This is a genomic window from Curtobacterium sp. MCPF17_046 (genome assembly GCF_003224295.1).
Taxonomy (GTDB): Bacteria; Actinomycetota; Actinomycetes; order Actinomycetales; family Microbacteriaceae; genus Curtobacterium.
In genome coordinates this window covers 203,949-224,926 of the sequence record NZ_QKLB01000005.1, presented here as the reverse complement: position 1 = coordinate 224,926, position 20,978 = coordinate 203,949, and the positions used below count along the sequence as shown (strand labels likewise).

Genomic DNA, 20,978 nt, shown 5'->3' with positions numbered 1-20,978 from the left:
CGGAACGCGAATGCGCAAGGCAGGCGGGTGCTTTTTTTTTTTCAAGCAGAAAACGGCATACGAGATCCTGAGATGTCTCGTGGGCTCGGAGATGTGTATAAGAGACAGCCCCCCCCCCGGGCCCCCTGCTTGACATGACCGGCCACGGTGCCTATGGTCATGGAATCGATTCCATGGAATCGATTCCACGACTCGCCCAACGGAGTGCTCAACGATGAACGCCGTCACCATCAAGGACGTCGCCGCCCGCGCCGGCGTCTCGGCAGCGACGGCATCGCGCGTCCTCTCGGGCAACGCCGCGACGAGCGAAGACTCGCGCCGGGCCGTCGAGCAGGCCGCGAAGGACCTCGACTTCCGCCCGAACCTGCAGGCCCGCGCGCTGCGGTCCACCCGGTCGGACACGATCGGCCTGCTCGTCTCGGACGTCCGCAACCCGTTCTTCGCGGACCTCGCCCACACGATCGAGCAGGCCGCGCTGGCCGAGGGCTACGTCACGCTGCTCGGCAACGCGAACGAACGGGCCGACCAGCAGAACCGGTACCTCGACACGCTCATCGCCCGCCGGGTCGACGGCGTGATCGTCGCACCGCAGGGCAACGACACCGGGACCGTCCAGCAACTCGTCGACCGCGAGATCCCCACGGTGTTCGTCGACCGCGTGATCCCGGGCATCGACGTGCCGAGCGTCACCACCGACAGCAGCACCGGCATCCGGCAGACCGTCGAGCACCTCGCCGCACTCGGACACACCCGTATCGGGTACATCGCCGGCCCGCAGAGCGTCTCCACCGGCCGCGAGCGCTTCACGGCGTACCAGGACGCGATCACCGCCGCGGGCCTCAGCGCGGACCCCGACCTCGTCGTGTTCGGCGACTTCCAGGCCGCGTCCGGCTCGACCGGCGTCACGACCCTGCTCGGTCTCGACGACCCGCCGACGGCGATCTTCGCCGCGGACAGCCTGATGGCCGTCGGCGCGATCGCGATCCTGAACCGGCTCGGTCTCCGTGTCGGCGAGGACATCGCCCTGGTCGCCTTCGACGACATCGAGTGGTTCTCGCTCCTCGAGCCCGCCCTCTCCGTCGTCGCACACAGCGTCGAGGACATGGGCCGTGTCGCGGTCGACCTGCTCCGCGACGTCATCGACGGCGGCACCCCGCAGTCCGTCCGCCTGCCGAGCGAGCTCATCGTCCGCGCCTCCTCGGCCACCCCCATCCGTCCCCGTCGACCGGCCGCACCGCCGCGCCCGACCGACCAGCAGCACGCCGACCAGCAGCACGCTGACCAGCAGCACCCGGAGCACTGACATGGAACAGACACCGATGCCGCAGACCCCCCTGCAGCAGCACCCACTCCTCACCCTCGACCGGGTGAGCAAGTCGTTCGGCCCCGTCCAGGTGATCACCGACGTCACCGTCGACGTGCACGCCGGGAAGGTGCAGGTCCTCCTCGGCGAGAACGGTGCCGGGAAGTCGACGCTCATCAAGATGATGTCCGGCATCCACCAGCCCGACGGCGGGCGGATCCTCGTCGACGGGGCCGAGGTGAGCCTCCCGACCGTCTCGGCCGCGGAGCGGCTCGGCATCGCGACCATCCACCAGGAGCTCAACCTGGTCGGGTCGCTCAGCGTCGCCGAGAACGTGATGATGGGCCGGATCCCGACCCGCTTCGGCATGGTCGACCGGAAGACGCTCCGCCGCCAGGCGGAGGCGGCGCTCGCCACCATCGGGCTCGACGTCGACGTCGACACCCCGGTCGGTGACCTCGGCATCGCCCGGCAGCAGCTCGTCGAGATCGCGAAGGCGCTCAGCGTCGACGCGCAGATCCTCATCCTCGACGAACCGACCGCGGCCCTCACCCGCCACGAGACCGAGGCGCTCTTCCGGGTCGTCGCGGACCTGCGTGCCCGGGGCGTCGGCATGCTCTTCATCAGCCACCACCTCGACGAGATCGCCGAGATCGGCGACACGGTCGCGGTGCTCCGCGACGGTCACTTCGTGGCCGAGGTGCCGGCCTCGACGCCCGAGGACGAGCTCGTCCGGCTCATGGTCGGGCGGAGCATCGAGGAGCAGTACCCGACGGGCGCGGCCGTCGTCGACCGTGCCGACCCCGTGCTGCGGGTCGAACACCTCACCGCCGTCGGTCGTTTCACGGACGTGTCCTTCGACGTGCACGCCGGCGAGATCGTCGGCATCTCCGGCCTCGTCGGCGCCGGACGCACCGAACTGGTCCGCGCGATCGCCGGCGCCGACGGCTACGACAGCGGCACCGTGACCGTCCGCGGCCGCGCACTCGGCAAGGGCAGCGTCGCCGGCGCGATCAAGGCCGGTATCGGACACGTGCCCGAGGACCGCAAGGGCCAGGGCCTCGTGCTCGGCGCGTCGGTCAACGACAACCTCGGCTACGCCACGCTCGCGTCCAGCGCACGGGGCGGTCTCGTCGACTTCGCCGGGCAGAAGCAGCGCGCCGAGCAGGTCGCCGCCCGCCTGCGGATCCGGATGCACGACATCGACCAGCCGATCGGCTCCCTGTCCGGCGGCAACCAACAGAAGGCCGTCTTCGGGCGCTGGATCCTCGCCGGCTCGAGCGTCCTGCTGCTGGACGAGCCGACCCGCGGTGTCGACGTCGGCGCGAAGGTCGAGATCTACGAGCTCGTCAACGCCATCACCGAAGCCGGCGGTGCCGTCGTCATGGTGTCGAGCGAACTCCCCGAGGTCCTCGGCATGAGCGACCGCATCCTCGTGATGCGCGACGGCCGCATCGCCGGCGAACTCGACGGCGCCGACGCCACCGAGGACGCCGTCATGACCCTCGCCGCCCGGGACGTCACCGAGCCCGAGAACGGGCAGGCCGACGCCGCCTGACCCCGGCGCCCCACTCCGCACGGCGCACCACCGCACATCCCGCCGCCGTCCCCTCCCCCGCGTACAGCGCAGTACCTCCCAGAAAGCACCCGCATGTCATCGACCACTGTGAAGGCCCCGTCGCGGTCCTCCTCGTTCACGAAGTTCCTCGCGAACAACGGCGCCCTCGTCGGCCTCGTCGTGCTCTGCATCGCGCTCTTCATCGCGACGCCCGACTTCCTCACCGGCCGGAACCTCCTCAACATCGGCATCCAGGTGTCGACCGTGGCGGTGCTCGCGTTCGGCGTGACGTTCGTCATCGTCGCCGGCGGCATCGACCTGTCCGTCGGGTCGGTCGCCGCCCTGTCCGCCATGGTCTCCGGCTGGTTCTTCGCCACCGCAGGGCTGCCGGGGTGGCTCGCCCTCGTCGGCGGGCTCGTCGCGGGACTCGCCACCGGCGTCGTGAACGGCCTCGCGAGCGCCTACGGCAAACTGCCGTCGTTCATCGCGACCCTCGCCATGCTCAGCGTCGCCCGCGGCCTGACCCTCGTGCTCTCCGACGGCAAGCCGGTCCCCACCTCCCCGCAGGTGTCGTTCCTCGGCAGTGACATCGGCCCGGTCCCGGTGCCGATCATCGTCCTGGTGCTCGCCGCCCTCGTCGCCTCGTTCATCCTCAACCGCACCGTCATCGGCCGCAGCATGTACGCGGTCGGCGGCAACGCCGAGGCCGCACGCCTGTCCGGCCTGCCGGTCAAGCGCATCGTCGTCGTCGTCTTCGCCCTGTCCGGCCTGTTCGCCGCACTCGCCGGCCTCCTGCTCGCCGGCCGCCTCGACTCCGCGCAGCCGCAGGCCGCCAGCGGGTACGAACTCGACGCGATCGCCTCGGTCGTCATCGGTGGCGCCTCGCTCGCCGGCGGTGTCGGTCGGATCTCCGGCACGTTCATCGGTGCACTCGTGCTCGTCGTCATCCGCAACGGCCTGAACCTGCTCAACGTCAGCTCGTTCTGGCAGCAGGTCGTCATCGGCCTGGTCATCGCGGTCGCCGTCGGCTTCGACGTCCTGCGCCGCAAGACGCGCAGCAGCTGACCTCCCACTCCTCCTCCTCCCTCCCCCACACCACCAGCACAAAGGAACCAACGATGAAGTTCTCCTCCTTCCAGAAGGTCGCCACCGTCGGCGTCGTCGCCGGCCTGGTCGTCCTCGGCACCGCCGGGTGCAACCGCACGAGCACCAGCGGCGCGGCCGGCGGCGGCAGCGACACCAAGGTGACGCTCGCCCTCTCCACGCTCAACAACCCGTTCTTCGTCGAGGTCCGCGACGGCGCGAAGGCCGAGGCGAAGAAGCAGGGCGTCACACTCGAGGTCGTCGACGCCCAGAACGACTCCGCCCAGCAGGCGAACCAGCTGCAGACCGCCTCGAGCGGCAGCACCGACGCCGTCATCGTCAACCCGGTCGACTCCGACGCCGCCGGCCCGAGCGTGACCGCGCTCAACAAGGCCGACATCCCCGTCATCGCCGTGGACCGCACCGTCAACGGCGCCGACGTCGACTCCTTCATCGCGAGCGACAACGTCGCCGGGGGCAAGCAGGCCGCCGACGACCTGGCGAAGGCCATCGGCGAAAAGGGCGAGATCCTCGTCCTGCAGGGCCAGGCCGGCACCTCCGCCAGCCGCGACCGCGGCAAGGGCTTCGCCGAGGGCATCAAGGCGTACCCGGACATCACGGTCGTCGGCAAGCAGACCGCGAACTTCGACCGCGCCACCGCGCTCGACGTCACGACCAACCTGCTGCAGGCACACCCCGACGTCGTCGGCGTCTTCGCCGAGAACGACGAGATGGCCCTCGGCGCGATCAAGGCGCTCGGCGCGAAGGCCGGCAAGGACGTCAAGGTCGCCGGGTTCGACGGCGAGGCCGACGGTCTCAGCGCCATCGAGGACGGAACGCTCAGCAGCACCGTCGCGCAGCAGCCGGCGAAGCTCGGCGCCCTCGCGGTCGACCAGGCGATCAAGGCCGCCTCGGGCAAGGCGAAGAAGACCGTCCAGGTGCCGGTCGTGTCGGTGACCAAGAGCAACGTCGGAGACTTCACCAAGTGAGCCGCTCCACCGGAACCGTGGTCGTCGTGGGTTCGCTCAACGTCGACCAGGTCGTGACCGTCGAGCGGCACCCGTCGCCCGGCGAGACCCTCGTCGCGACCTCCATGTCCCTGCTGCCCGGCGGCAAGGGCGCCAACCAGGCCGTCGCCGCCGCCCGTCGCGGCGCTCCCACCACCATGGTGGGGAGCGTCGGACGGGACGGCTCGGCGCAGGTCGCCACGAGCCTCCTGGCCGACAGCGGGGTCGACGTCACACACGTCCGTGCCGTCGACGCCCCCACCGGTCTCGCGACCGTCACCGTCGACCGGAGCGGTGAGAACACGATCGTCGTCATCCCGGGCGCCAACAGCGCCACCGACCGGGAGGCCCTCCTCGCCTCCGCCTCGGTCGTCGCGTCCGCCGCGGTGGTCGTCCTGCAGGGCGAGATCCCGGCGGACGGCATCGCCGCCGCCGCGGAACTCGCGACCGGACGGGTGCTGCTCAACCTGGCGCCCGTCGTGCCGGTCGACCGGGAGGTCGTGCTCGCGGCCGACCCGCTCGTGGTGAACGAGCACGAGGCTGCGCTCGTCCTCGCGCAGCTCGACCCCGGTGCGGACGTGCCGGCGGACGAACCCGCACTGGTCGCCGCGCTGCGGGCACTCGGTGTGCGGAGTGTCGTCGTGACGCTCGGCGCGCGGGGTGCACTCGTGGCGGACGGGGACGACCTCGTCGCGGTCCCGTCCCCGCGGGTGACCGCGGTCGACTCGTCGGGTGCGGGCGACGCGTTCGTCGGTGCCCTCGCTGCCGGGCTCGCGGGCGGGGACTCCCTGCTCGACGCCGCGCGGCAGGCCGTCCGGGTCGGGGCGTTCGCCGTCCAGGGGGCCGGGACGCAGCCGTCCTACCCGACGCTGGACGACGTGCTGCCCTCGGTCGACCTGCCGGACGGGTCGGCTGCTCCGGCTGCTCCGGCCGGGGGTGCGTCGTGAAGAAGGGCGGCATCCTCAACGCCGAGCTGAACGCCGGTCTCAGTCGGCTCGGCCACGGTGACCTGGTCGTCGTCGCGGACTGCGGCCTGCCGATCCCGCCCGGCGTGCCGGTCGTCGACCTCGCGCTCGTGCACGGGGTGCCCCGGTTCGTGGACGTCCTCGACGCCCTGCTCGGGGACGCCGTCTTCCAGGAGTGCATCGCCGCGACCGAGGCCGCCGGGACCGAGGCCGACGGGTGGCTCGCCGACCGGTTCCCGGAGCGGCGTGCGGTGTCGCACGAGGAGCTCAAGACGCTGTCGGCCGGCGCCCGCCTGTTCGTCCGGACCGGCGAAGCCACGGCGTTCGCGAACGCCGTCCTCGTCTGCGGCGTGCCGTTCTGACCGGGGTCCCGGCCGGGTCATCCCCTCGGCCGGGACCACCACCGCTTCCGCGCTGTCCCGAGCGGCTTCGCGAGGGCCGTCCGGCGTCGGTGGGAGCGAGCCTGCCGGACGGTGACCGGCACGCCGATCGCGAGGAACACCGCTCCCGTTGCACCGACGACGGCACCGATCCGGACCTGTCGTTGCAGGCTCGCGCGAGCGCCCGCACCCGCCAGGGCGATGGTGCGACGGTCGTCGGGGTCGATCAACACGGTCAGACGCTGCCCACGCTGGTAGCGCTCGCGCGCCGTGCTCGCGTACCCACGCAGCGGAGTCGTGGACGTGACGCCGTCGATCGTCTGCCGGGTGACGGGCCAGTACTCGGTCCAGCTCCCACCGCGGTGACCGGTGTGGTGCTGTTCCTCGACCGCGACGACAACTGCGGACACCGTCCTTCCACGCTCGTGCAGGTCCGTGTTCTGCCGCAGCGTCGCGATGTCCCCGGGCAGGGTGAACACGACCGGCAGGACCGCGAGGAATCCGATCACCACCAGCCAGCGTGGCCAACCCACGCGGACGCTCTCCCCGGTTCCGCGCCAGAACCGGGCCCAGGTCATCGGCTGCCGCGGTCGACGTGGGCGGCGGCGCCGCTTCCTCGGCTTCGGCACGGCTACCTCCCCGCTGGGTCAGTGGCGCGAGCACCGTGGTGGTCGCTGGCGGCGCGCTGGTCACCGTGGGCACGGCGGGTGGGAAGGTCGCGCCGGTAGAACACGAGTGACCGACGGCGGTCGACCTCCGCCAGGCCGTTCGACTCGAGGACACGCTGCGACGCGGTGTTCGTCACGTCCGTGTCCGCCACCGCGACCCGCGCGCCGCAGACGGCCGCGCGGTCGAGAGCCAGTCCCACTGCCTCCGTCGCCAGACCGGCGCCCCGAGCCGACGGGACCAGGCCGTACCCGAACTCGACCGTCCCCGATGCATCCGGCGGGCCGAAGAAGCCGAACCCGCCGACGGCGAGACCATCCGACGTTCGCCGGACGAGGTACATCGTGAAGTCGGGGTCCACCTCCGACGCGGTCGCCAACGACCGCAGTGGGTCGAGCTCATCCGCGAAGGGGTACTCGGCGTGCCAGTCATCACCGGGACGCTCGTCACGCGCGACGACACGAGCCGCGAGTTCCGGCGTGATGGGTTCGAGCGTCGCCAGCGCCCCGTGCAGGATCACGCGTCGATCCTCGCAGGGCCGACGGTGCAGTCCTCGGTGACGCGATCGACAGGACACGAACCAGCGACCCAGCGCCGGTCCCTGCGGGCCGCGGTCACACCGGGCCGAGCGGCTGGTGGTCGCCCGCCGGGTTCTCCACGCGGATGGGATCACCGGCCCGGACCGTTCCGCCCGAGACGACGACTGCCATGACGCCGCCTCTGCGTCGCACCGAGCCGTCTTCGGCGCGACCCAACACCTCGCGGAGGAGACCGGGCTCGAAGTCGTTGATCTGCTGGCACGGGTTCCGCAACCCGGTCACGCGGACGCAGGCGTCGGCTCCGAGGTGGAGCAGTGCACCGGTCGACAGTCCGAGGAGGTCGATCCCCCGCGTCGTGATGTTCTCGCCCATCTCGCCCGGCGCGACCGCGAAGCCGACCTCAGCCACCTCGTCGAAGAGCTCGGCGTGGATCAGGTGCACTTGGCGCAGGTTCGGCTGCAGTGGGTCCCGAGCCACACGCGATCGGTGCTGCACCGTGCGTCCCGCATGTGCGTCACCCTCGACGCCCAGGCCCTCGACGAGCGTCACCTCGTCCACGACGGGTTTGCTGAAGTCGTGGCTGCTGTCCCTGCTCACCGCGACCACCCGTGCTCGGTCTCCGCGTTCCCCCGTCATGTGGTGATCCTGCCCCAGGCGTGCGAGCGACGGCAACACCGCGACCCGGGTGACGCGGAGGCCGGCCCCGCGATGGATGGTCGCCTACCGCGCGGACGAGAGGGCGACGGCGCCGTGCGACAAGGCGGCGAACTGTCGGCCGGGGTAGCGCAGTCCGGCGAAGTACATGTTCGTGTGGGCCACGATCTGCTCGCCGGTGATGGCCACTCCGTCGTGCTCGGCGTCTGTCGTCGTGTGGGCGTCGGCGACCAGCGTCACGTCGTACCTCCCGCCGTGGCGGAAGTGCCACGGGACGCGGCCGAGTTCGCACCCGTCACCGAACGAGAATCGCGTCAGGAGAACGAAGAAGCCCCGACGGAACTCGGTTCCGTCGGGGCTGTCGGTCGGGCTGACAGGATTTGAACCTGCGACCCCTTGACCCCCAGTCAAGTGCGCTACCAAGCTGCGCCACAGCCCGTGAGTCCGTACGGACCCAGACCCCGCGTCCACGAAGGACACTGCAGGCCCTGCTCCCCACCCGACCGAGCGCGGAGCAGCCCATCCAGCATAGCGGAAGCGCGAGCCCCACCGCGCCACGGCCCGCAGCCCGCGCGCGTCAACCCTGCGTGTGCAGCGCCGACGTGCCCTCGCGGCGAGCGCCGACACCCTGGGCAGCCTGACCCGGTCGGACGACCCGCCGCTCCCGCGACAACCACGGCAGTGCGAACCCGGCGAGCAACGCGCCGGCCCCGTCCGCGGCCAGGTCGCCGATGGTGTCGTCGTAGCCGACGACGATCGTGTCGTCGACGAAGTTGTGCCCGAGCCACTCGCCGATCTCCCACACGGAGCCGATCGCCATCCCCGCGGCGAGCGCCACGAGGGCGGAGAGCAGCACCCCTGCACGCGGGGCCGAGGCGATGACCCCGACGTCCGAGGCGATGACGTAGAGCAGCCCGGCGAGCAGGCCGACCAGGATGACGTGCACGACCTTGTCCCACAGGAACACGGTCGTGTACCAGTCGAGCATGCTGCTCCACGCGGCGACCAGGCTCAGCAGGACGACCGCTGCGTCGAACGTCGGGCGGAGGCCGAGCATGCGTGGGACGACGGCGCCGAGGAGTGCGAGCGCCATCACGGCGAACGCCACCGCGCCCCATCCGACGGCGGCGACGGGCACGCTGACGAGCGTCACGATCCGGAGCAGGTCGGCGGCCCAGACGGCGCCGTGCGGTCGGCGGAGGAACGTCAGCCCGAGGGTGGCGATCACGCGCTCGCTCCGAACGACAGGACGGCGTGCACGGCGAGGTGGTCCGAGGGCCACACTCCCCCGGGCCGCCTGGTGGACACGGCGACGCGGGACACGACGGCCGTCTCGGTCGCGAGCACGCCGTCGATGCGTGGCCGGTCGGCGCGGGGCTCCCGGTACGCGGCGTACGTCCCGACCTCCGGCGTTTCCGGACGGGAGGCCCGCCCCCAGGTGTCGGGGACACCTGCGTCCGCCAGCGCACGCCACGGCGCGGATCCTGCCGCACTGTTGAAGTCGGCCATCACGACGGCCGGCAGCGCGGACTCGGCCACGATCCTGCCGAGGAGTTGCGCAGACCGGAGCCGCGCCCACGGCGAGACGACGTCGAGGTGCGTCGCCAGGGCGAGGAAGCGTCTGCCGGTGGCGTGGTCGTCGAGGACCACGCCGACCGCGTGGCGGGGGAAGGCGGTGGCCCAGGCGCGGCTGCCGGGGCGAAGCGGTCGGCGGGAGAGCGCCCACGAGCGGCGTTCGACGACGGTGCAGCGCTCGGTGTCGACGAGGACCCCGACGGCCTCGCCGTCGCCGTGGCGGTCCCGCCCGAGGAGGACGGCTTCCCACCGTTCGCCGATGCCGGTGGCGAGGTCGACCGCCTGCCGGCGCAGGGCCTCCTGGACGGCGAGCACGGTCGGCTGCTCGGAGGCGACGAGCGCGACGACGGCGTCCCGGCGGTGCTCCCACGCGTCCGGGTGCCCGGCGGGCCGGGGTACCTGGCGGCGCAGGTTGAGGGTCATGCAGTGCAGATCGGGAGGCGACACCGGCCCGATGGTCGGTCGGTCGTCGGCCTGTCGGAGCATGCTCCCGTTCTACCGACCGGACTGACCCGGTTCCCAGGCTGGCTGTCGCCCGGCTCCTATGGTGGCTCGATGCGTTCCCGACCCGTTCGTCCCCTGCTCGCGCTCGCGGTGACCGGCCTCGTCCTCGGTGTCACCGCCTGTTCCGGTGCCGCGCCGGAGCCGCGGCCGACCCTGACCCGCGTGGCGTCCGACACCGTCACGGTCGTCGCCCAGGACTCCGCCGCCGAGCGGTCGGTCCGGACGAGTCGGGCCGTGTTCCGGTCCGCTCCCGGGGCGGTCGTGGCGCCGGCGGACGACGCCGAAGCCGTGCGGCGGGCGGCGAGCGCCGCGGTGCGCGCGCACGTCCCCGCGCTCCTCGTGGGCACGGGACCGGAGGCGGTCGACGCCGAGCTCGAGCGACTCGACGCGTCCTGGTACCAGGCGGTCGGCAGGGTCTCGCTCGACACGGACGTCGCCGAGCGGGACGCGCCGGAAGGAGGCCAGCGGGCGGAGGCGGAGCGGGCCTCCCGGCAGACGGTGCTCGTGGCGGACCGGTCCTCGGATGCCGCGGCCGTGGCGACCGCGCGGGCTGCCGGTGCCCAGCTGGTGGAGATGCCCTCGGGCGTGTCGGACCCTGCCGCGTCGGGCGACGTGGTGCGGGCGCTGCACGGTGCGGAGGGTCGGCCGACGCTGCTGCTCGGTGCCGCCTTCGCGGACCTCGGCGACCCCGAGTGGGTCGTCCGGGCGGCGCAGACCGGGTACCGGATCGGTGACGGCGGGCGGCGGCCCTTCGACGGCCACCGGTACACGGCCCTGTACGGCGCTCCGGGCGCGCCCGTGCTCGGGGTGCTCGGCGAACAGGACCCGGCGGCGAGCGTGCGGCGGGCCAAGGCCCTCGCGCGGGAGTACCGCGGGATCTCCGACGTGCCCGTGACGCCCGCCTTCGAGGTGATCGCGACCGTCGCCGCCGGCGAGGCCGGAGCGGACGGCGACTACTCACGCGAGCTGCCCGTGTCGACCCTCGAGCCGTACGTCGACGCCGCGCACGAGGCCGGCATGCCGACCATCATCGACCTGCAGCCCGGGCGGAGCGACTTCCTCTCCCAGGCGCAACGGTACGAGTCGCTGCTGCGGCGGCCGGACGTGTGGTTGGCGCTCGACCCGGAGTGGCGACTCGGGCCCGACCAGGTCCCGCTCGAGCAGATCGGCTCGGTCGGTGCGCGGGAGGTGGACGAGGTGTCGGCGTGGCTCGCGGAGCTCGTCCGCCGGCAGGGGCTGCCGCCGAAGGCACTCGTGTTGCATCAGTTCCGGTCGTCGATGATCGTCGACCGCGGCTCGCTCACCTCACACCCGGAGCTCGACCTGCTCGTGCACGTCGACGGGCAGGGCGCGCAACCGGACAAGCAGGCGACCTGGAAGGCGCTGCACGAGGGCGGTCCGGAGGGGCTGCACTGGGGGTGGAAGAACTTCCACGACGAGGACTCGCCGATGCTGACGCCGGAGCAGACGATGGCCGAGGTGCAGCCGACCCCGTCCCTGGTCACCTACCAGTGAGTGGTCGCGGGTCCTCCTCAGCGTCATGGCTCGTGGCCGGGTTCGTCGGTCGGTCCTGACAGCATGGGGGCATGAACCCACCTGCTGCCTCCTCCGTCCCGCCTGCCGCGGGGGTCGCGTCGTCGGCCGGTCCGGCGCCGTCCGCTGCGATCGCCGCCGAGGCGCAGGAGGCCCTGCAGGCCCTGACCGGTCGGGTCGACGCCGTCTTCCACCCGGGGCAACTCGAGGCGATCTCCGCGCTCGTCGAGCACCGGCAGCGCGCCCTCGTCGTGCAGCGCACCGGGTGGGGCAAGTCGGCCGTCTACTTCCTCGCCACCCTGCTGCTGCGGCGCCGGGGCGGCGGGCCGACCGTGCTCGTGTCGCCGCTGCTCGCACTCATGCGGGACCAGGTCGCGGCGGCCGCACGGGCCGGGGTGCGAGCGGTGTCCATCAACTCGGCGAACGCGCACGAGTGGACCGAGACGCAGGCCGCCCTCGCCCGTGACGAGGTCGACGTGCTCCTCGTCTCCCCCGAGCGGCTCAACAACCCGAAGTTCCGCGACGAACAGCTGCCCGCGCTCATCGGGCGGATGGGGATGCTCGTCGTCGACGAAGCGCACTGCATCTCCGACTGGGGGCACGACTTCCGACCCGACTACCGGCGCCTGGCCGAGCTCATCCGCTCCCTGCCGCACGGCGTGCCGGTGCTCGCGACGACGGCGACCGCGAACGAGCGCGTGGTCGAGGACGTCGCCGAGCAACTCACCGCCGGCCCCGAGGACCCGGTGTTCACCATCCGTGGGTCGCTCGCGCGAGCCTCGCTGCGGCTCGGCGTGCTCACACTGCCCGACGCCCGCGCCCGGCTCGGCTGGTTGCTCGCGCACCTCGGCGACCTGCCCGGCAGCGGCATCATCTACACGCTCACGGTCTCGGCTGCCGAGGACATCGCCCGCCTGCTGCGCGAGTCCGGGTACGCCGTCCGCGCGTACACCGGCCGGACCGACAACGAGGAACGCGAGCAGCTCGAAGGGCAGTTGAAGGGCAACGAGCTGAAGGCCCTGGTCGCGACGAGTGCGCTCGGCATGGGGTTCGACAAGCCCGACCTCGGTTTCGTCGTGCACATCGGCGCGCCGTCCTCGCCGGTCGCCTACTACCAGCAGATCGGTCGTGCAGGCCGCGCGACGGACAACGCCGACGTGCTGCTGCTGCCCGGACGCGAGGACCAGGAGATCTGGCAGTACTTCGCGAGCGCGTCCATGCCGACCGAGTCGCGCGCCTCGGCCGTGCTCGGTGCACTCTCCCCCGACAGCGCCATGTCGACCGTCGCACTCGAAGGGCTCGTCGACATCAAGCGGTCGACGCTCGAGCTCCTGCTCAAGGTGCTCGACGTCGACGGTGCCGTCCGTCGTGTCGGCGGCGGCTGGGTCACCACCGGCCGCCCGTGGGAGTACGACGCCGCTCGCTACGAGCGCGTCGCCGCTGCCCGTGCCGCCGAGGCCGCGTCGATGCTGGCGTACGAGTCGACGAGCGCGTGCCGGATGCAGCTCCTCCAGCAGGACCTCGACGACCCCACGGCCGAGCCGTGCGGCCGGTGCGACAACTGCGCCGGCGCCTGGTACCCGACGGACGTCTCCGACGCGGACCGCTCCGGCGCCGCGACCGCGCTCGACCAGGTCGGCGTCGAGATCGCCCCGCGTGCGCAGTGGCCCTCGGGCATGGCGTCCCTCGGGGTCGCGGTGAAGGGCAAGATCCCGGCCGGGGAACTCGTGGCCCCGGGCCGTGCGGTCGCGCGACTCACCGACCTCGGGTGGGGCGGGCCGCTCCGGGCGCTGTTCGCGACCGGCACCCCGGACGGGCCGGTGTCCCGCGAACTCGTCGACGGCTGCGTCCGAGCGCTGAAGGACTGGCCCTGGGAGGTCCGACCGACCGGCGTGGTGGCGCTGTCCTCGCGCTCCCGCCCGCAGCTCGTCGGCTCGCTCGCGCAGGCCCTGTCCTCGATCGGGCGGCTGCAGCACCTCGGCACCCTGGACCGCGACGGCGGCGTCCCGCGCGGCGACGGTGCGACGAACAGCGCCTACCGGTTGTCCGGCGTCTGGGACACCTTCGTCGTCGGCCCGGAGCTGGCCGCCGCACTGCAGGCACACGAGGGGCCGGTGCTGCTCGTGGACGACCTGGTCGACAGCCGGTGGACGATGACGGTCGCGGGTCGCGAACTCCGCCGGGCCGGAGCGTCCGCCGTGCTGCCGTTCGCGCTCGCCACCGTCGCCTGACCGGCCGCCACCGACCGCCACCGACCGACGGGTGGCCGGGAGGGGCGCGGCGGGGTCGTCACGCGCCTCCCGTCCGCCCCGGCCGCTACGCGGCCGTCCCGATCGCGTCGAGTTCCGCCACGGCGTCGTCCGGCAGCACGAACCCGGCGGACGCGATGTTGTCCCGGAGGTGCGCGACCGACGACGTCCCCGGGATGAGCAGCATGTTCGGCGACCGCTGGAGCAGCCATGACAGGGCGACCGTGAGCCGCGACACCTCCAGGCGCGCCGCGACCCGGTCGAGTGCTCCGGACTGGATCGGCGAGAACCCACCGAGCGGGAAGTACGGCACGTACGCGATGCCCTGCGACGCGGTGAGGTCGACGAGGGCGTCGTCCTGTCGGCGGGCGACGTTGTACATGTTCTGCACGCAGACGATCGGCACGTAGCTCTGCGCCTCCGCGAGCTGCTCCGCGCTGACGGTCGACAGACCGATGTGCCGGACGAGCCCCTCCTCCTGCAGGCGGGCGAGTGCCTCGACCTGCGGGGCGATCGAACCCGGCTCCGGGGCGTCGAACCCGCCCATGCGGATGTTCACGACGTCGAGCCGGTCGAGTCCGAGGGTGCGGAGGTTCTCGTGCACCTGCGCGACGAGGTCGTCGGGCTCTCGGGTCGGCACCCAGTTGCCCTTCGCGTCTCGGACCGACCCGACCTTCGTCACGATGTGGACGTCCTCCGGGTACGGCGCGAGTGCTTCGCGGATGAGCTCGTTCGTGACGTGCGGGCCGTAGAACTCGGCGGTGTCGATGTGCGTGATGCCGAGGTCGACGACGGTCCGGAGCACCCGGACGGCCTCGTCGTGGTCGGCAGGCGGTCCGAACACGTGCGGCCCGGCCAGCTGCATGGCGCCGTACCCGACGCGGGTCAGGTCGAGGTCGTCAGCGATGCGGTAGGTGCCGCCGGGGAGGGAGGTGGTGGTCATACGACCCACGATGCTCCTCGTGGTCCGGGCGACACGCATCCTCGGTGGTCCTGGGGTACGCGGTCGGGTCCGCCCCGGCTACCGTGCCTCGCGGCGGGCCGGCCTCGGGAAGGTGCTCCGCATGTGGTCGCTCGTCAGCACGTCCCCGATCCCGACCATGAGGACCGAGAAGACGATCTGCTCGATGACCATCCAGAACGGGTACAACCCGGGGATCGCCGCGATCACCAGCGTCACGATCGGGAAGACCCGGCTGAACAGCCGCAGCCGCTGGTACGCCCAGTAGTACCCGAGCTGCGCCCGCCACGCGAACACATACAGCGTCAGGGTGATGAGCAGCACGACCGTCGCGCGGAACCAGACCGCCCACGGGACGTCCTGGCCGGCCCGGGTCAGGAGCACGGCGACGAGGACCGCGGTCAGTCCGACGACGGTCTCGGCGACGAGCAGCCAGCGGATCCAGCGGAACGACCGGACGGTGTCCGGGTGGGCGAGCATGTCCTCCCGGATGACGTAGCCGCCCTGTCGTCCGCCTGCGAGGCGGTCGAGCCGCAGTCGCGTCCACGCGCGGTCCGCCCGCGCGGAGAGGGCGGGCGGGTGCGGCGTCACCGTCCCATGGTGCCCCATCCGGCCACATCGCGGGGCCACCGGATCTATGGCGGGGCCCCGGGATCTGCGGCGTAGCCACGCGGGGTCCGCGCCGCGGTCACCGACCCTCCCTCGGACGAGCGGTCGGGCGCTGCCATCCATCCCGCACGCACCACAGCGCGCACGGCTGCCCCGGTCAGGAGACGGGCAGCAACTCCGCTCCGCCGAGCACGGCACCGGTGCCGGCGTCGACGAGCAGGACGGAGTGCACCACCGACGGCAGGTCCTGCGGGTCGACGATGACCAACACGGGGTGTTCGCCGTCCGGCGTGAACGAGCCGAAGTCGGCCGGAACGTCGTCACCGGTCCACCGTGCTCGGTCGGTCCCCACGACGTCACCCGAGGACAGCTGGACCCGCACGGCACCGACGTGCGACCCGGTCGCCCCGGACCCCGCATCGACCCGGACACCGGTGAGGGTGATCTGGACGACCTGTTCCCCGACGACCTCGAGGCGGACGGTGCCCCGGACGTCATCTCGGATCGGAACGAGGTCGCCCGCGATCGGCAGAGCCCGTCGCCACCAGGGAGCCGACGCCTGCCCGTCGTCGACGGGCAGTCCGGTCGCGGCGTCGACCACGGTCGTGTCACCGCTGGGAGCAGCACCGGTGCCCGCGCCAGCGCCGGACGGGACGACCGTCGCGTCGGACGTCGGCTCGTCCGGGATGAAGCCGTGGCCGATGGCCATCCGGGGTCCGTCCGTGCTCGGGGACGGCGACGGCGTGGACGCCGACGTCCGGTCATCTGGAGCGGACCGCAGCGCGACCGCGCCGACGCCGACCGCGACGAGCAGGACCAGCCCCGCCACGAGGGGCGACCGACGCGGTGACGTCGATCGCTCCCCTCGCGGCGCGGCCATGACCGGTCAGCGCTTCCGGCGCTCGCGGACGCGCATGTTGACGATGATCGGGGTGCCGTCGAAGCCCCAGACCTCGCGGAGGCGCCGTGTGATGAACCGGCGGTACTGCGGGTCGAGGAACGCCGACGTGAACAGCACGAAGGTCGGCGGCTGGGTCGACGCCTGCGTGGCGAACAGGATGCGCGGCTGCTTGCCACCGCGGACCGGGTGCGGGTGCTCCTGGACGAGTTCGGCGACGAAGGCGTTGACCTTGCCGGTCGGGATGCGGGTGTCCCACGACTCGAGTGCGGTCTCGAGCGCCGGCACGAGCTTCTCGAGGTGGCGTCCGGTGCGGGCGGAGATGTTCACGCGCGGAGCCCAGGTGACGTGCGCCAGGTCCTGCTCGATCTCGCGCTCCAGGTAACGGCGGCGCTCGTCGTCGAGCAGGTCCCACTTGTTGTAGGCCAGGACGAGTGCGCGCCCGGACTCGAGCACGAGGTCGATGATGCGGAGGTCCTGCACCGACACCGGTTCGGTCACGTCGAGGACGACGACGGCGACCTCGGCCTTCTCGAGGGCGGCGGTCGTGCGGAGCGAGGCGTAGAAGTCGGCCCCCTGCTGCATGTGCACGCGCTTCCGGATGCCGGCGGTGTCGACGAAGCGCCAGGTCTTGCCACCGAGTTCGACCTGCTCGTCCACCGGGTCACGGGTCGTCCCCGCGAGCTCGTTGACGACCACGCGCTCCTCGCCGGCGGCCTTGTTGAGCAGCGAGCTCTTGCCGACGTTCGGGCGGCCGAGGATCGCCACGCGACGCGGGCCACCGATCTCCTGCTTCGCGACCGCGGACACGTCGGGCAGCGTCGCGATGATGAGGTCCAGGAGGTCCGCGACACCGCGACCGTGCAGGGCCGAGACCGGGTGCGGCTCGCCGAGGCCGAGGTTCCACAGCGCGTGGGCCTCGAGGTCGCGGCGCTCGTCGTCGGACTTGTTCGCGACGACGATGACCGGACGGTCGGTGCCGCGCAGCATCTTCACGACGTGCTCGTCGGTCGCGGTGATGCCGACCGTGACGTCCACGACGAAGAGCACCGCGTCGGCGAGGTCGATCGCGACCTCGGCCTGGGCGGCGACCGAGGCGTTGATGCCCTTCGCGTCGGGCTCCCACCCGCCGGTGTCGACGATGGTGAACCGCTTGTCGTTCCACTCGGCCTTGTAGCTGACGCGGTCACGCGTGACACCCGGGGTGTCCTGCACGACGGCTTCACGCCGCCCGAGGATGCGGTTCACGAGCTGCGACTTGCCGACGTTCGGACGCCCGACGATCGCGAGCACCGGCAGCGCCGGCAGGTACGCGACGCCGTCGACGCCGAGCTTGCCGGCTTCGAGGAGTGCGATGTCCTCCTCGTCGAGGTCGTAGTCCTCGAGCCCGGCACGGAGCGCGCTCGCACGCTGGTCCGCTTCGGCCTCGTCGATGTCGGCGAGCCGCTCGCCGAGGGAGTCGTCGTACTCGGGGAAGTCGTCGTCGCTTCGGTCGTCCAGCTGCGCCATGGTGGTTTCCTTGCCGGCGGCCGGTCGGCCGCGTGTTCGTGGTTCACGTGCGGCCGTGTGGCCGCCTCGTCGTCAGTTTGTGGCCGAGCGGGCCAGGTCGACCACCGCCTGCACGGTCTGGTCGAAGTCGAGGTCGGTGGAGTCGAGGGTGGTGACGCCGTCGGCGGCGTTCATGAAGTCGACGACCTTCGCATCGGCAGCGTCCCGACGGGCGAGGGCGGCCGAGGTCTCTTCGGCCGACTGGGTCGTGACCTCTGCCGACCGACGTGCCATCCTAACGGATTCGTCGGCGGTCAACAGGATGCGGACTTCGGCGTCCGGTGCGACGACCGTCGTGATGTCGCGTCCCTCGGTGATGATGCCCTGTCCGTCCGCCTTCCGCATGACCTGCCGGAAGAGCGCGACGAGCTTCGCGCGCACGTCGGGCAGCTTCGCGATGTGCGCGACCGCCGCCGTGACCTCGGGCGTCCGGATCGCGTCCGTGACGTCGACACCGCCGACGCGCACGAAGTAGGCGTCGGGGTCGGTGCCGATCTCGTAGTCGAAGTGGTCCCAGCTGGCCAGGACCGCGGCCGGGTCGTCGAGGTCGACGCCGAGCTGCAGGGCGTGCCACGCGAGCGCACGGTAGGCGGCGCCGGTGTCCTGGTAGCCGAAGCCGAGTGCGCGCGCCGCGGCGCGGGACACGCTCGACTTGCCGCTGCCTGCGGGGCCATCCACCGCGATGACGAACTTCGCGACGAACGCGCCGGCCGGGAGCCCCGCGGGCATCGGGTCACGCGTGGAGCCGAGTTCACCGGCACCCTGGCCGTCCGGACCACCGGTGACGTCGCCGCCGCCGAGGGGTCCGGGCTGGTCGACAGGGGTCGGCAGTCCGGCGTCGGGGCCGTCCGGGCCCCCGGTCACGCCGGACTCGAGTGCGGTGTCGTGCTCGTTCAGGCCCATGCTGCTGCGATCCTCCATCCGCGACCCTCGAGTTCCTCGACGAGTCGCTGTTCGTGCTCGGGGACCACCGACACCTCGACGATGCCGATCTGCGCCCGTGGCGAGTGTTCGAGGTGCAGGTCCTCGAGGTTGATGCCGAGCTCCCCGATGGTGGTGAGGAGCGCGGCGAACTGTCCGGGACGGTCGTCGATCAGGACGACGACACGGGCGAACCGGGCGGTGGAGCCGTGCTTGCCGGGCAACCGCTCGACACCCCGGTTGCCGGACGCGATGGTCTCGGCCAGGCTGCGGGGCGACCCGGGGGCCGTCGGGTCGGCGAGCGCGTCGATCACCCGGTCGAGCTCGTCCCGCAGGTCGGTCAGCACCGGTCGGATGTGTGCGGCATTCGCGCCGATGATCTGCACCCACAGACCCGGGTCGCTCGCGGCGATGCGCGTGACGTCGCGCACCCCGCCGCCGGCGAGCCCGAGGGCCTCCCCCGGAGCGTCCCGGAGTCGTGAGGCCATGAGCGTCGACACCAGTTGCGGGACGTGGGAGACGACGGCGACCGCCTGGTCGTGGGATGCGGGGTCCATCGGGACGACGGTCGCGCCGAGGTCGAGCGCCAGGTGCTCCACCGGGGCAGCTCGCTGGTGGGTGATGTCGTCGTGTCCGGCGATCACCCACGGACGGCCGATGAACAGGTCGGCCCGGGCGGCGGTCGGCCCGCTGCGTTCCCGACCGGCCATCGGGTGTGAGCCGATGTAGCGCGAGACGTCCGCGCCGACGGCACGGAGTCGTTCGAGTGGCCCGGACTTCACGCTCGCGACGTCCGTCACGACGGCGTCCGGGAAGACAGCGAGCTCCCGTTCCACGACACTGGCCGTGACGTCCGGCGGCACCGCGACGACGATGAGCTCCGGTGCGTCACCCGGCGCAGGGCGGCGTCCGGCGCCGTAGTCGACGGCGAGCGCCAACGCGGCGGGGGACACGTCGTCCAGGATGACGTCCACTCCCTTGTCACGCAGGGCGAGGCCGATCGAGGCGCCCAGCAGGCCGGTCCCGACGATCCGCACCGGACCGCGAAGTCGCCGGTCGATCTCCGACGACCCAGGGTCGTCGGAGCGGGCGGGCGGAGTGGCATCGGTCACGCCGCAAGCCTAGCGAGCGGTACGGCCCGGGAACGGGACGGCGCCGGGCCTGTGGGGAACTCCCCCACCTGCGCCGGCGCCGTCCGTGAGCCGGTCAGTCCGTGCTCTCCGCCTCGTCGTCACCCGTGCGGGTCCCCGCGGTCCGCGCGATGCTGAGCAGCTTGCCGAGCTCGACGGTGGTGAGTTCCCGCACCTGGCCCGGCGCGAGGCTGCCGAGCTGGAGCGGTCCGAAGGACCGTCGGACGAGTTCGAGGACCGGGTGCCCGATCGCCTCGAGCATCCGCCGGACGATGCGGTTGCGGCCGGAGTGCAGGGTGATCTCGACCAGGGACTCCCCGCGCGACGACTCGAGCAGGCGCGCCTTGTCGGCGGCGATCGGCCCGTCCTCCAGGTCGATGCCGTCGAGCAGCAGCTGCAGCGTGGAGGGCGTCATCGTGCCGTCGACCTTCGCGACGTAGGTCTTCGTCACGCCGAACGACGGGTGGGCCAGCACGTGCGCGAGGGCTCCGTCGTTCGTCAGGATGATCAGGCCGGCCGTGTCGTAGTCGAGGCGGCCGACGTTGAACAGGCGCTCCTCGAACCGGTCGACGAACTGGGACAGGTCCGGGCGGTCGTGCTCGTCCTGCATGCTCGAGACCACGCCGGTCGGCTTGTTGAGGACGACGTACCGCCGCGAGGTGTCGGTCTGCACCGGCACACCGTCGACGGCGACCTCGTCGGTGTCCGGGTCGACGCGGCGACCGAGCATGTCCGCCACCTCGCCGTTCACCGTCACGCGCCCTTCGGCGATGAGGTTCTCCGCGACACGACGGCTGGCGACGCCGGCAGCGGCGATCACCTTCTGCAGACGCTCACCACCCTCCTGGAGGTCCGGCTCGCCTCCGTCGGTCGTCGTCCCGTCCGCCGGGTCCCA

21 protein-coding genes and 1 tRNA gene are annotated in these 20,978 nt (G+C 72.2%); 8 read left to right on the top strand and 14 right to left on the bottom strand.

Annotated features, from left to right (window positions below; all coding sequences use genetic code 11):
- Window positions 1–214: 214 nt before the first annotated feature.
- The 6 genes from DEJ32_RS07110 to rbsD all read left to right on the top strand — a co-directional run bounded on the left by DEJ32_RS07110 (window position 215) and on the right by rbsD (window position 6,278).
- Window positions 215–1,303, top strand: coding sequence for a LacI family DNA-binding transcriptional regulator (locus DEJ32_RS07110; RefSeq protein WP_110900755.1), 1,089 nt, complete (start codon window positions 215–217; stop codon window positions 1,301–1,303).
- Between the two features lie 16 nt (window positions 1,304–1,319).
- Window positions 1,320–2,861, top strand: a complete 1,542-nt coding sequence (locus DEJ32_RS07105; RefSeq protein WP_220032997.1) for a sugar ABC transporter ATP-binding protein — start codon at window positions 1,320–1,322, stop codon at window positions 2,859–2,861.
- A 93-nt stretch (window positions 2,862–2,954) separates the two neighbouring features.
- Window positions 2,955–3,926, top strand: a complete 972-nt coding sequence (locus DEJ32_RS07100) for an ABC transporter permease (RefSeq protein ID WP_110890591.1) — start codon at window positions 2,955–2,957, stop codon at window positions 3,924–3,926.
- A 53-nt stretch (window positions 3,927–3,979) separates the two neighbouring features.
- The gene (locus DEJ32_RS07095; RefSeq protein WP_110900753.1) at window positions 3,980–4,933 is read left to right on the top strand and encodes a substrate-binding domain-containing protein; all 954 of its coding nucleotides are present in this window, start codon (window positions 3,980–3,982) and stop codon (window positions 4,931–4,933) included.
- Window positions 4,930–5,898 (top strand): ribokinase, encoded by a 969-nt coding sequence (locus DEJ32_RS07090; RefSeq protein ID WP_110900752.1) that lies wholly within the window; start codon window positions 4,930–4,932, stop codon window positions 5,896–5,898. The genes DEJ32_RS07095 and DEJ32_RS07090 overlap by 4 nt, the downstream gene beginning before the upstream one ends.
- The gene (rbsD, locus tag DEJ32_RS07085) at window positions 5,895–6,278 is read left to right on the top strand and encodes a D-ribose pyranase (RefSeq protein WP_110900751.1); all 384 of its coding nucleotides are present in this window, start codon (window positions 5,895–5,897) and stop codon (window positions 6,276–6,278) included. Before DEJ32_RS07090 ends, rbsD begins: the two co-directional genes overlap by 4 nt.
- A gap of 17 nt (window positions 6,279–6,295) precedes the next feature.
- On the opposite strand, the gene DEJ32_RS07080 is transcribed toward rbsD, so the two are convergent.
- From DEJ32_RS07080 to DEJ32_RS07055, 7 genes are all read right to left on the bottom strand, one after another.
- Entirely contained in the window at window positions 6,296–6,805 is a 510-nt protein-coding gene (locus tag DEJ32_RS07080) for a DUF3592 domain-containing protein (protein WP_181420605.1), read from the bottom strand.
- A gap of 122 nt (window positions 6,806–6,927) precedes the next feature.
- Window positions 6,928–7,482 (bottom strand): GNAT family N-acetyltransferase, encoded by a 555-nt coding sequence (locus DEJ32_RS07075; RefSeq protein ID WP_110823906.1) that lies wholly within the window; start codon window positions 7,480–7,482, stop codon window positions 6,928–6,930.
- Window positions 7,483–7,576: 94 nt separating this feature from the next.
- Window positions 7,577–8,137 (bottom strand): MOSC domain-containing protein, encoded by a 561-nt coding sequence (locus DEJ32_RS07070; RefSeq protein ID WP_110823905.1) that lies wholly within the window; start codon window positions 8,135–8,137, stop codon window positions 7,577–7,579.
- 84 nt (window positions 8,138–8,221) lie between these two features.
- Window positions 8,222–8,395, bottom strand: a complete 174-nt coding sequence (locus tag DEJ32_RS16190; protein ID WP_181420604.1) for a hypothetical protein — start codon at window positions 8,393–8,395, stop codon at window positions 8,222–8,224.
- 125 nt (window positions 8,396–8,520) lie between these two features.
- Window positions 8,521–8,594, bottom strand: a tRNA-Pro gene (locus DEJ32_RS07065).
- Window positions 8,595–8,732: 138 nt separating this feature from the next.
- Complete coding sequence (locus tag DEJ32_RS07060; RefSeq protein WP_110900749.1) at window positions 8,733–9,383, bottom strand: hypothetical protein; 651 nt, start codon at window positions 9,381–9,383, stop codon at window positions 8,733–8,735.
- Window positions 9,380–10,216, bottom strand: coding sequence for an endonuclease/exonuclease/phosphatase family protein (locus tag DEJ32_RS07055; RefSeq protein WP_110900748.1), 837 nt, complete (start codon window positions 10,214–10,216; stop codon window positions 9,380–9,382). Before DEJ32_RS07055 ends, DEJ32_RS07060 begins: the two co-directional genes overlap by 4 nt.
- A gap of 69 nt (window positions 10,217–10,285) precedes the next feature.
- On the opposite strand from DEJ32_RS07055, the gene DEJ32_RS07050 reads away from it, so the two are divergent.
- Complete coding sequence (locus tag DEJ32_RS07050) at window positions 10,286–11,749, top strand: hypothetical protein (protein ID WP_110900747.1); 1,464 nt, start codon at window positions 10,286–10,288, stop codon at window positions 11,747–11,749.
- Window positions 11,750–11,820: 71 nt separating this feature from the next.
- Entirely contained in the window at window positions 11,821–13,998 is a 2,178-nt protein-coding gene (locus tag DEJ32_RS07045) for an ATP-dependent DNA helicase RecQ (protein WP_110900746.1), read from the top strand.
- Window positions 13,999–14,083: 85 nt separating this feature from the next.
- Here DEJ32_RS07045 and DEJ32_RS07040 read toward each other — a convergent pair whose 3' ends face one another.
- From DEJ32_RS07040 to DEJ32_RS16460, 7 genes are all read right to left on the bottom strand, one after another.
- Window positions 14,084–14,959, bottom strand: a complete 876-nt coding sequence (locus DEJ32_RS07040; protein ID WP_110900745.1) for an oxidoreductase — start codon at window positions 14,957–14,959, stop codon at window positions 14,084–14,086.
- Between the two features lie 78 nt (window positions 14,960–15,037).
- Window positions 15,038–15,568, bottom strand: coding sequence for a hypothetical protein (locus tag DEJ32_RS07035; RefSeq protein WP_181436226.1), 531 nt, complete (start codon window positions 15,566–15,568; stop codon window positions 15,038–15,040).
- Between the two features lie 175 nt (window positions 15,569–15,743).
- On the bottom strand, window positions 15,744–16,415 hold the full coding sequence (locus DEJ32_RS07030) for a hypothetical protein (protein WP_110900743.1): 672 nt from the start codon (window positions 16,413–16,415) through the stop codon (window positions 15,744–15,746).
- Between the two features lie 57 nt (window positions 16,416–16,472).
- Window positions 16,473–17,993 (bottom strand): ribosome biogenesis GTPase Der, encoded by a 1,521-nt coding sequence (der, locus tag DEJ32_RS07025; RefSeq protein ID WP_110823898.1) that lies wholly within the window; start codon window positions 17,991–17,993, stop codon window positions 16,473–16,475.
- A 72-nt stretch (window positions 17,994–18,065) separates the two neighbouring features.
- Window positions 18,066–18,761 carry a (d)CMP kinase gene (gene cmk / locus DEJ32_RS07020; RefSeq protein ID WP_110900773.1) on the bottom strand — a complete coding sequence of 232 codons (696 nt, stop codon included), beginning with the start codon at window positions 18,759–18,761 and terminating at the stop codon, window positions 18,066–18,068.
- Between the two features lie 164 nt (window positions 18,762–18,925).
- A complete protein-coding gene (locus tag DEJ32_RS07015) occupies window positions 18,926–20,065 on the bottom strand; it encodes a prephenate dehydrogenase (protein ID WP_110900742.1) in 1,140 nt (379 codons plus the stop codon).
- A gap of 94 nt (window positions 20,066–20,159) precedes the next feature.
- A complete protein-coding gene (locus DEJ32_RS16460) occupies window positions 20,160–20,912 on the bottom strand; it encodes a pseudouridine synthase (RefSeq protein ID WP_258368351.1) in 753 nt (250 codons plus the stop codon).
- Window positions 20,913–20,978: the final 66 nt, after the last annotated feature.

Bases quoted from the DNA above. Each gene is read 5' to 3' on its own strand.
- DEJ32_RS07040 (WP_110900745.1), bottom strand. From the start codon at position 14,959: ATGACCACCACCTCCCTCCCCGGCGGCACCTACCGCATCGCTGACGAC.
- cmk (WP_110900773.1), bottom strand. From the start codon at position 18,761: ATGCCCGCGGGGCTCCCGGCCGGCGCGTTCGTCGCGAAGTTCGTCATC.
- DEJ32_RS07050 (WP_110900747.1), top strand. From the start codon at position 10,286: ATGCGTTCCCGACCCGTTCGTCCCCTGCTCGCGCTCGCGGTGACCGGC.
- DEJ32_RS07055 (WP_110900748.1), bottom strand. From the start codon at position 10,216: ATGCTCCGACAGGCCGACGACCGACCGACCATCGGGCCGGTGTCGCCT.
- DEJ32_RS07110 (WP_110900755.1), top strand. From the start codon at position 215: ATGAACGCCGTCACCATCAAGGACGTCGCCGCCCGCGCCGGCGTCTCG.
- DEJ32_RS07045 (WP_110900746.1), top strand. From the start codon at position 11,821: ATGAACCCACCTGCTGCCTCCTCCGTCCCGCCTGCCGCGGGGGTCGCG.
- DEJ32_RS07105 (WP_220032997.1), top strand. From the start codon at position 1,320: ATGCCGCAGACCCCCCTGCAGCAGCACCCACTCCTCACCCTCGACCGG.
- der (WP_110823898.1), bottom strand. From the start codon at position 17,993: ATGGCGCAGCTGGACGACCGAAGCGACGACGACTTCCCCGAGTACGAC.
- DEJ32_RS07100 (WP_110890591.1), top strand. From the start codon at position 2,955: ATGTCATCGACCACTGTGAAGGCCCCGTCGCGGTCCTCCTCGTTCACG.
- DEJ32_RS07070 (WP_110823905.1), bottom strand. From the start codon at position 8,137: ATGACGGGGGAACGCGGAGACCGAGCACGGGTGGTCGCGGTGAGCAGG.
- DEJ32_RS07095 (WP_110900753.1), top strand. From the start codon at position 3,980: ATGAAGTTCTCCTCCTTCCAGAAGGTCGCCACCGTCGGCGTCGTCGCC.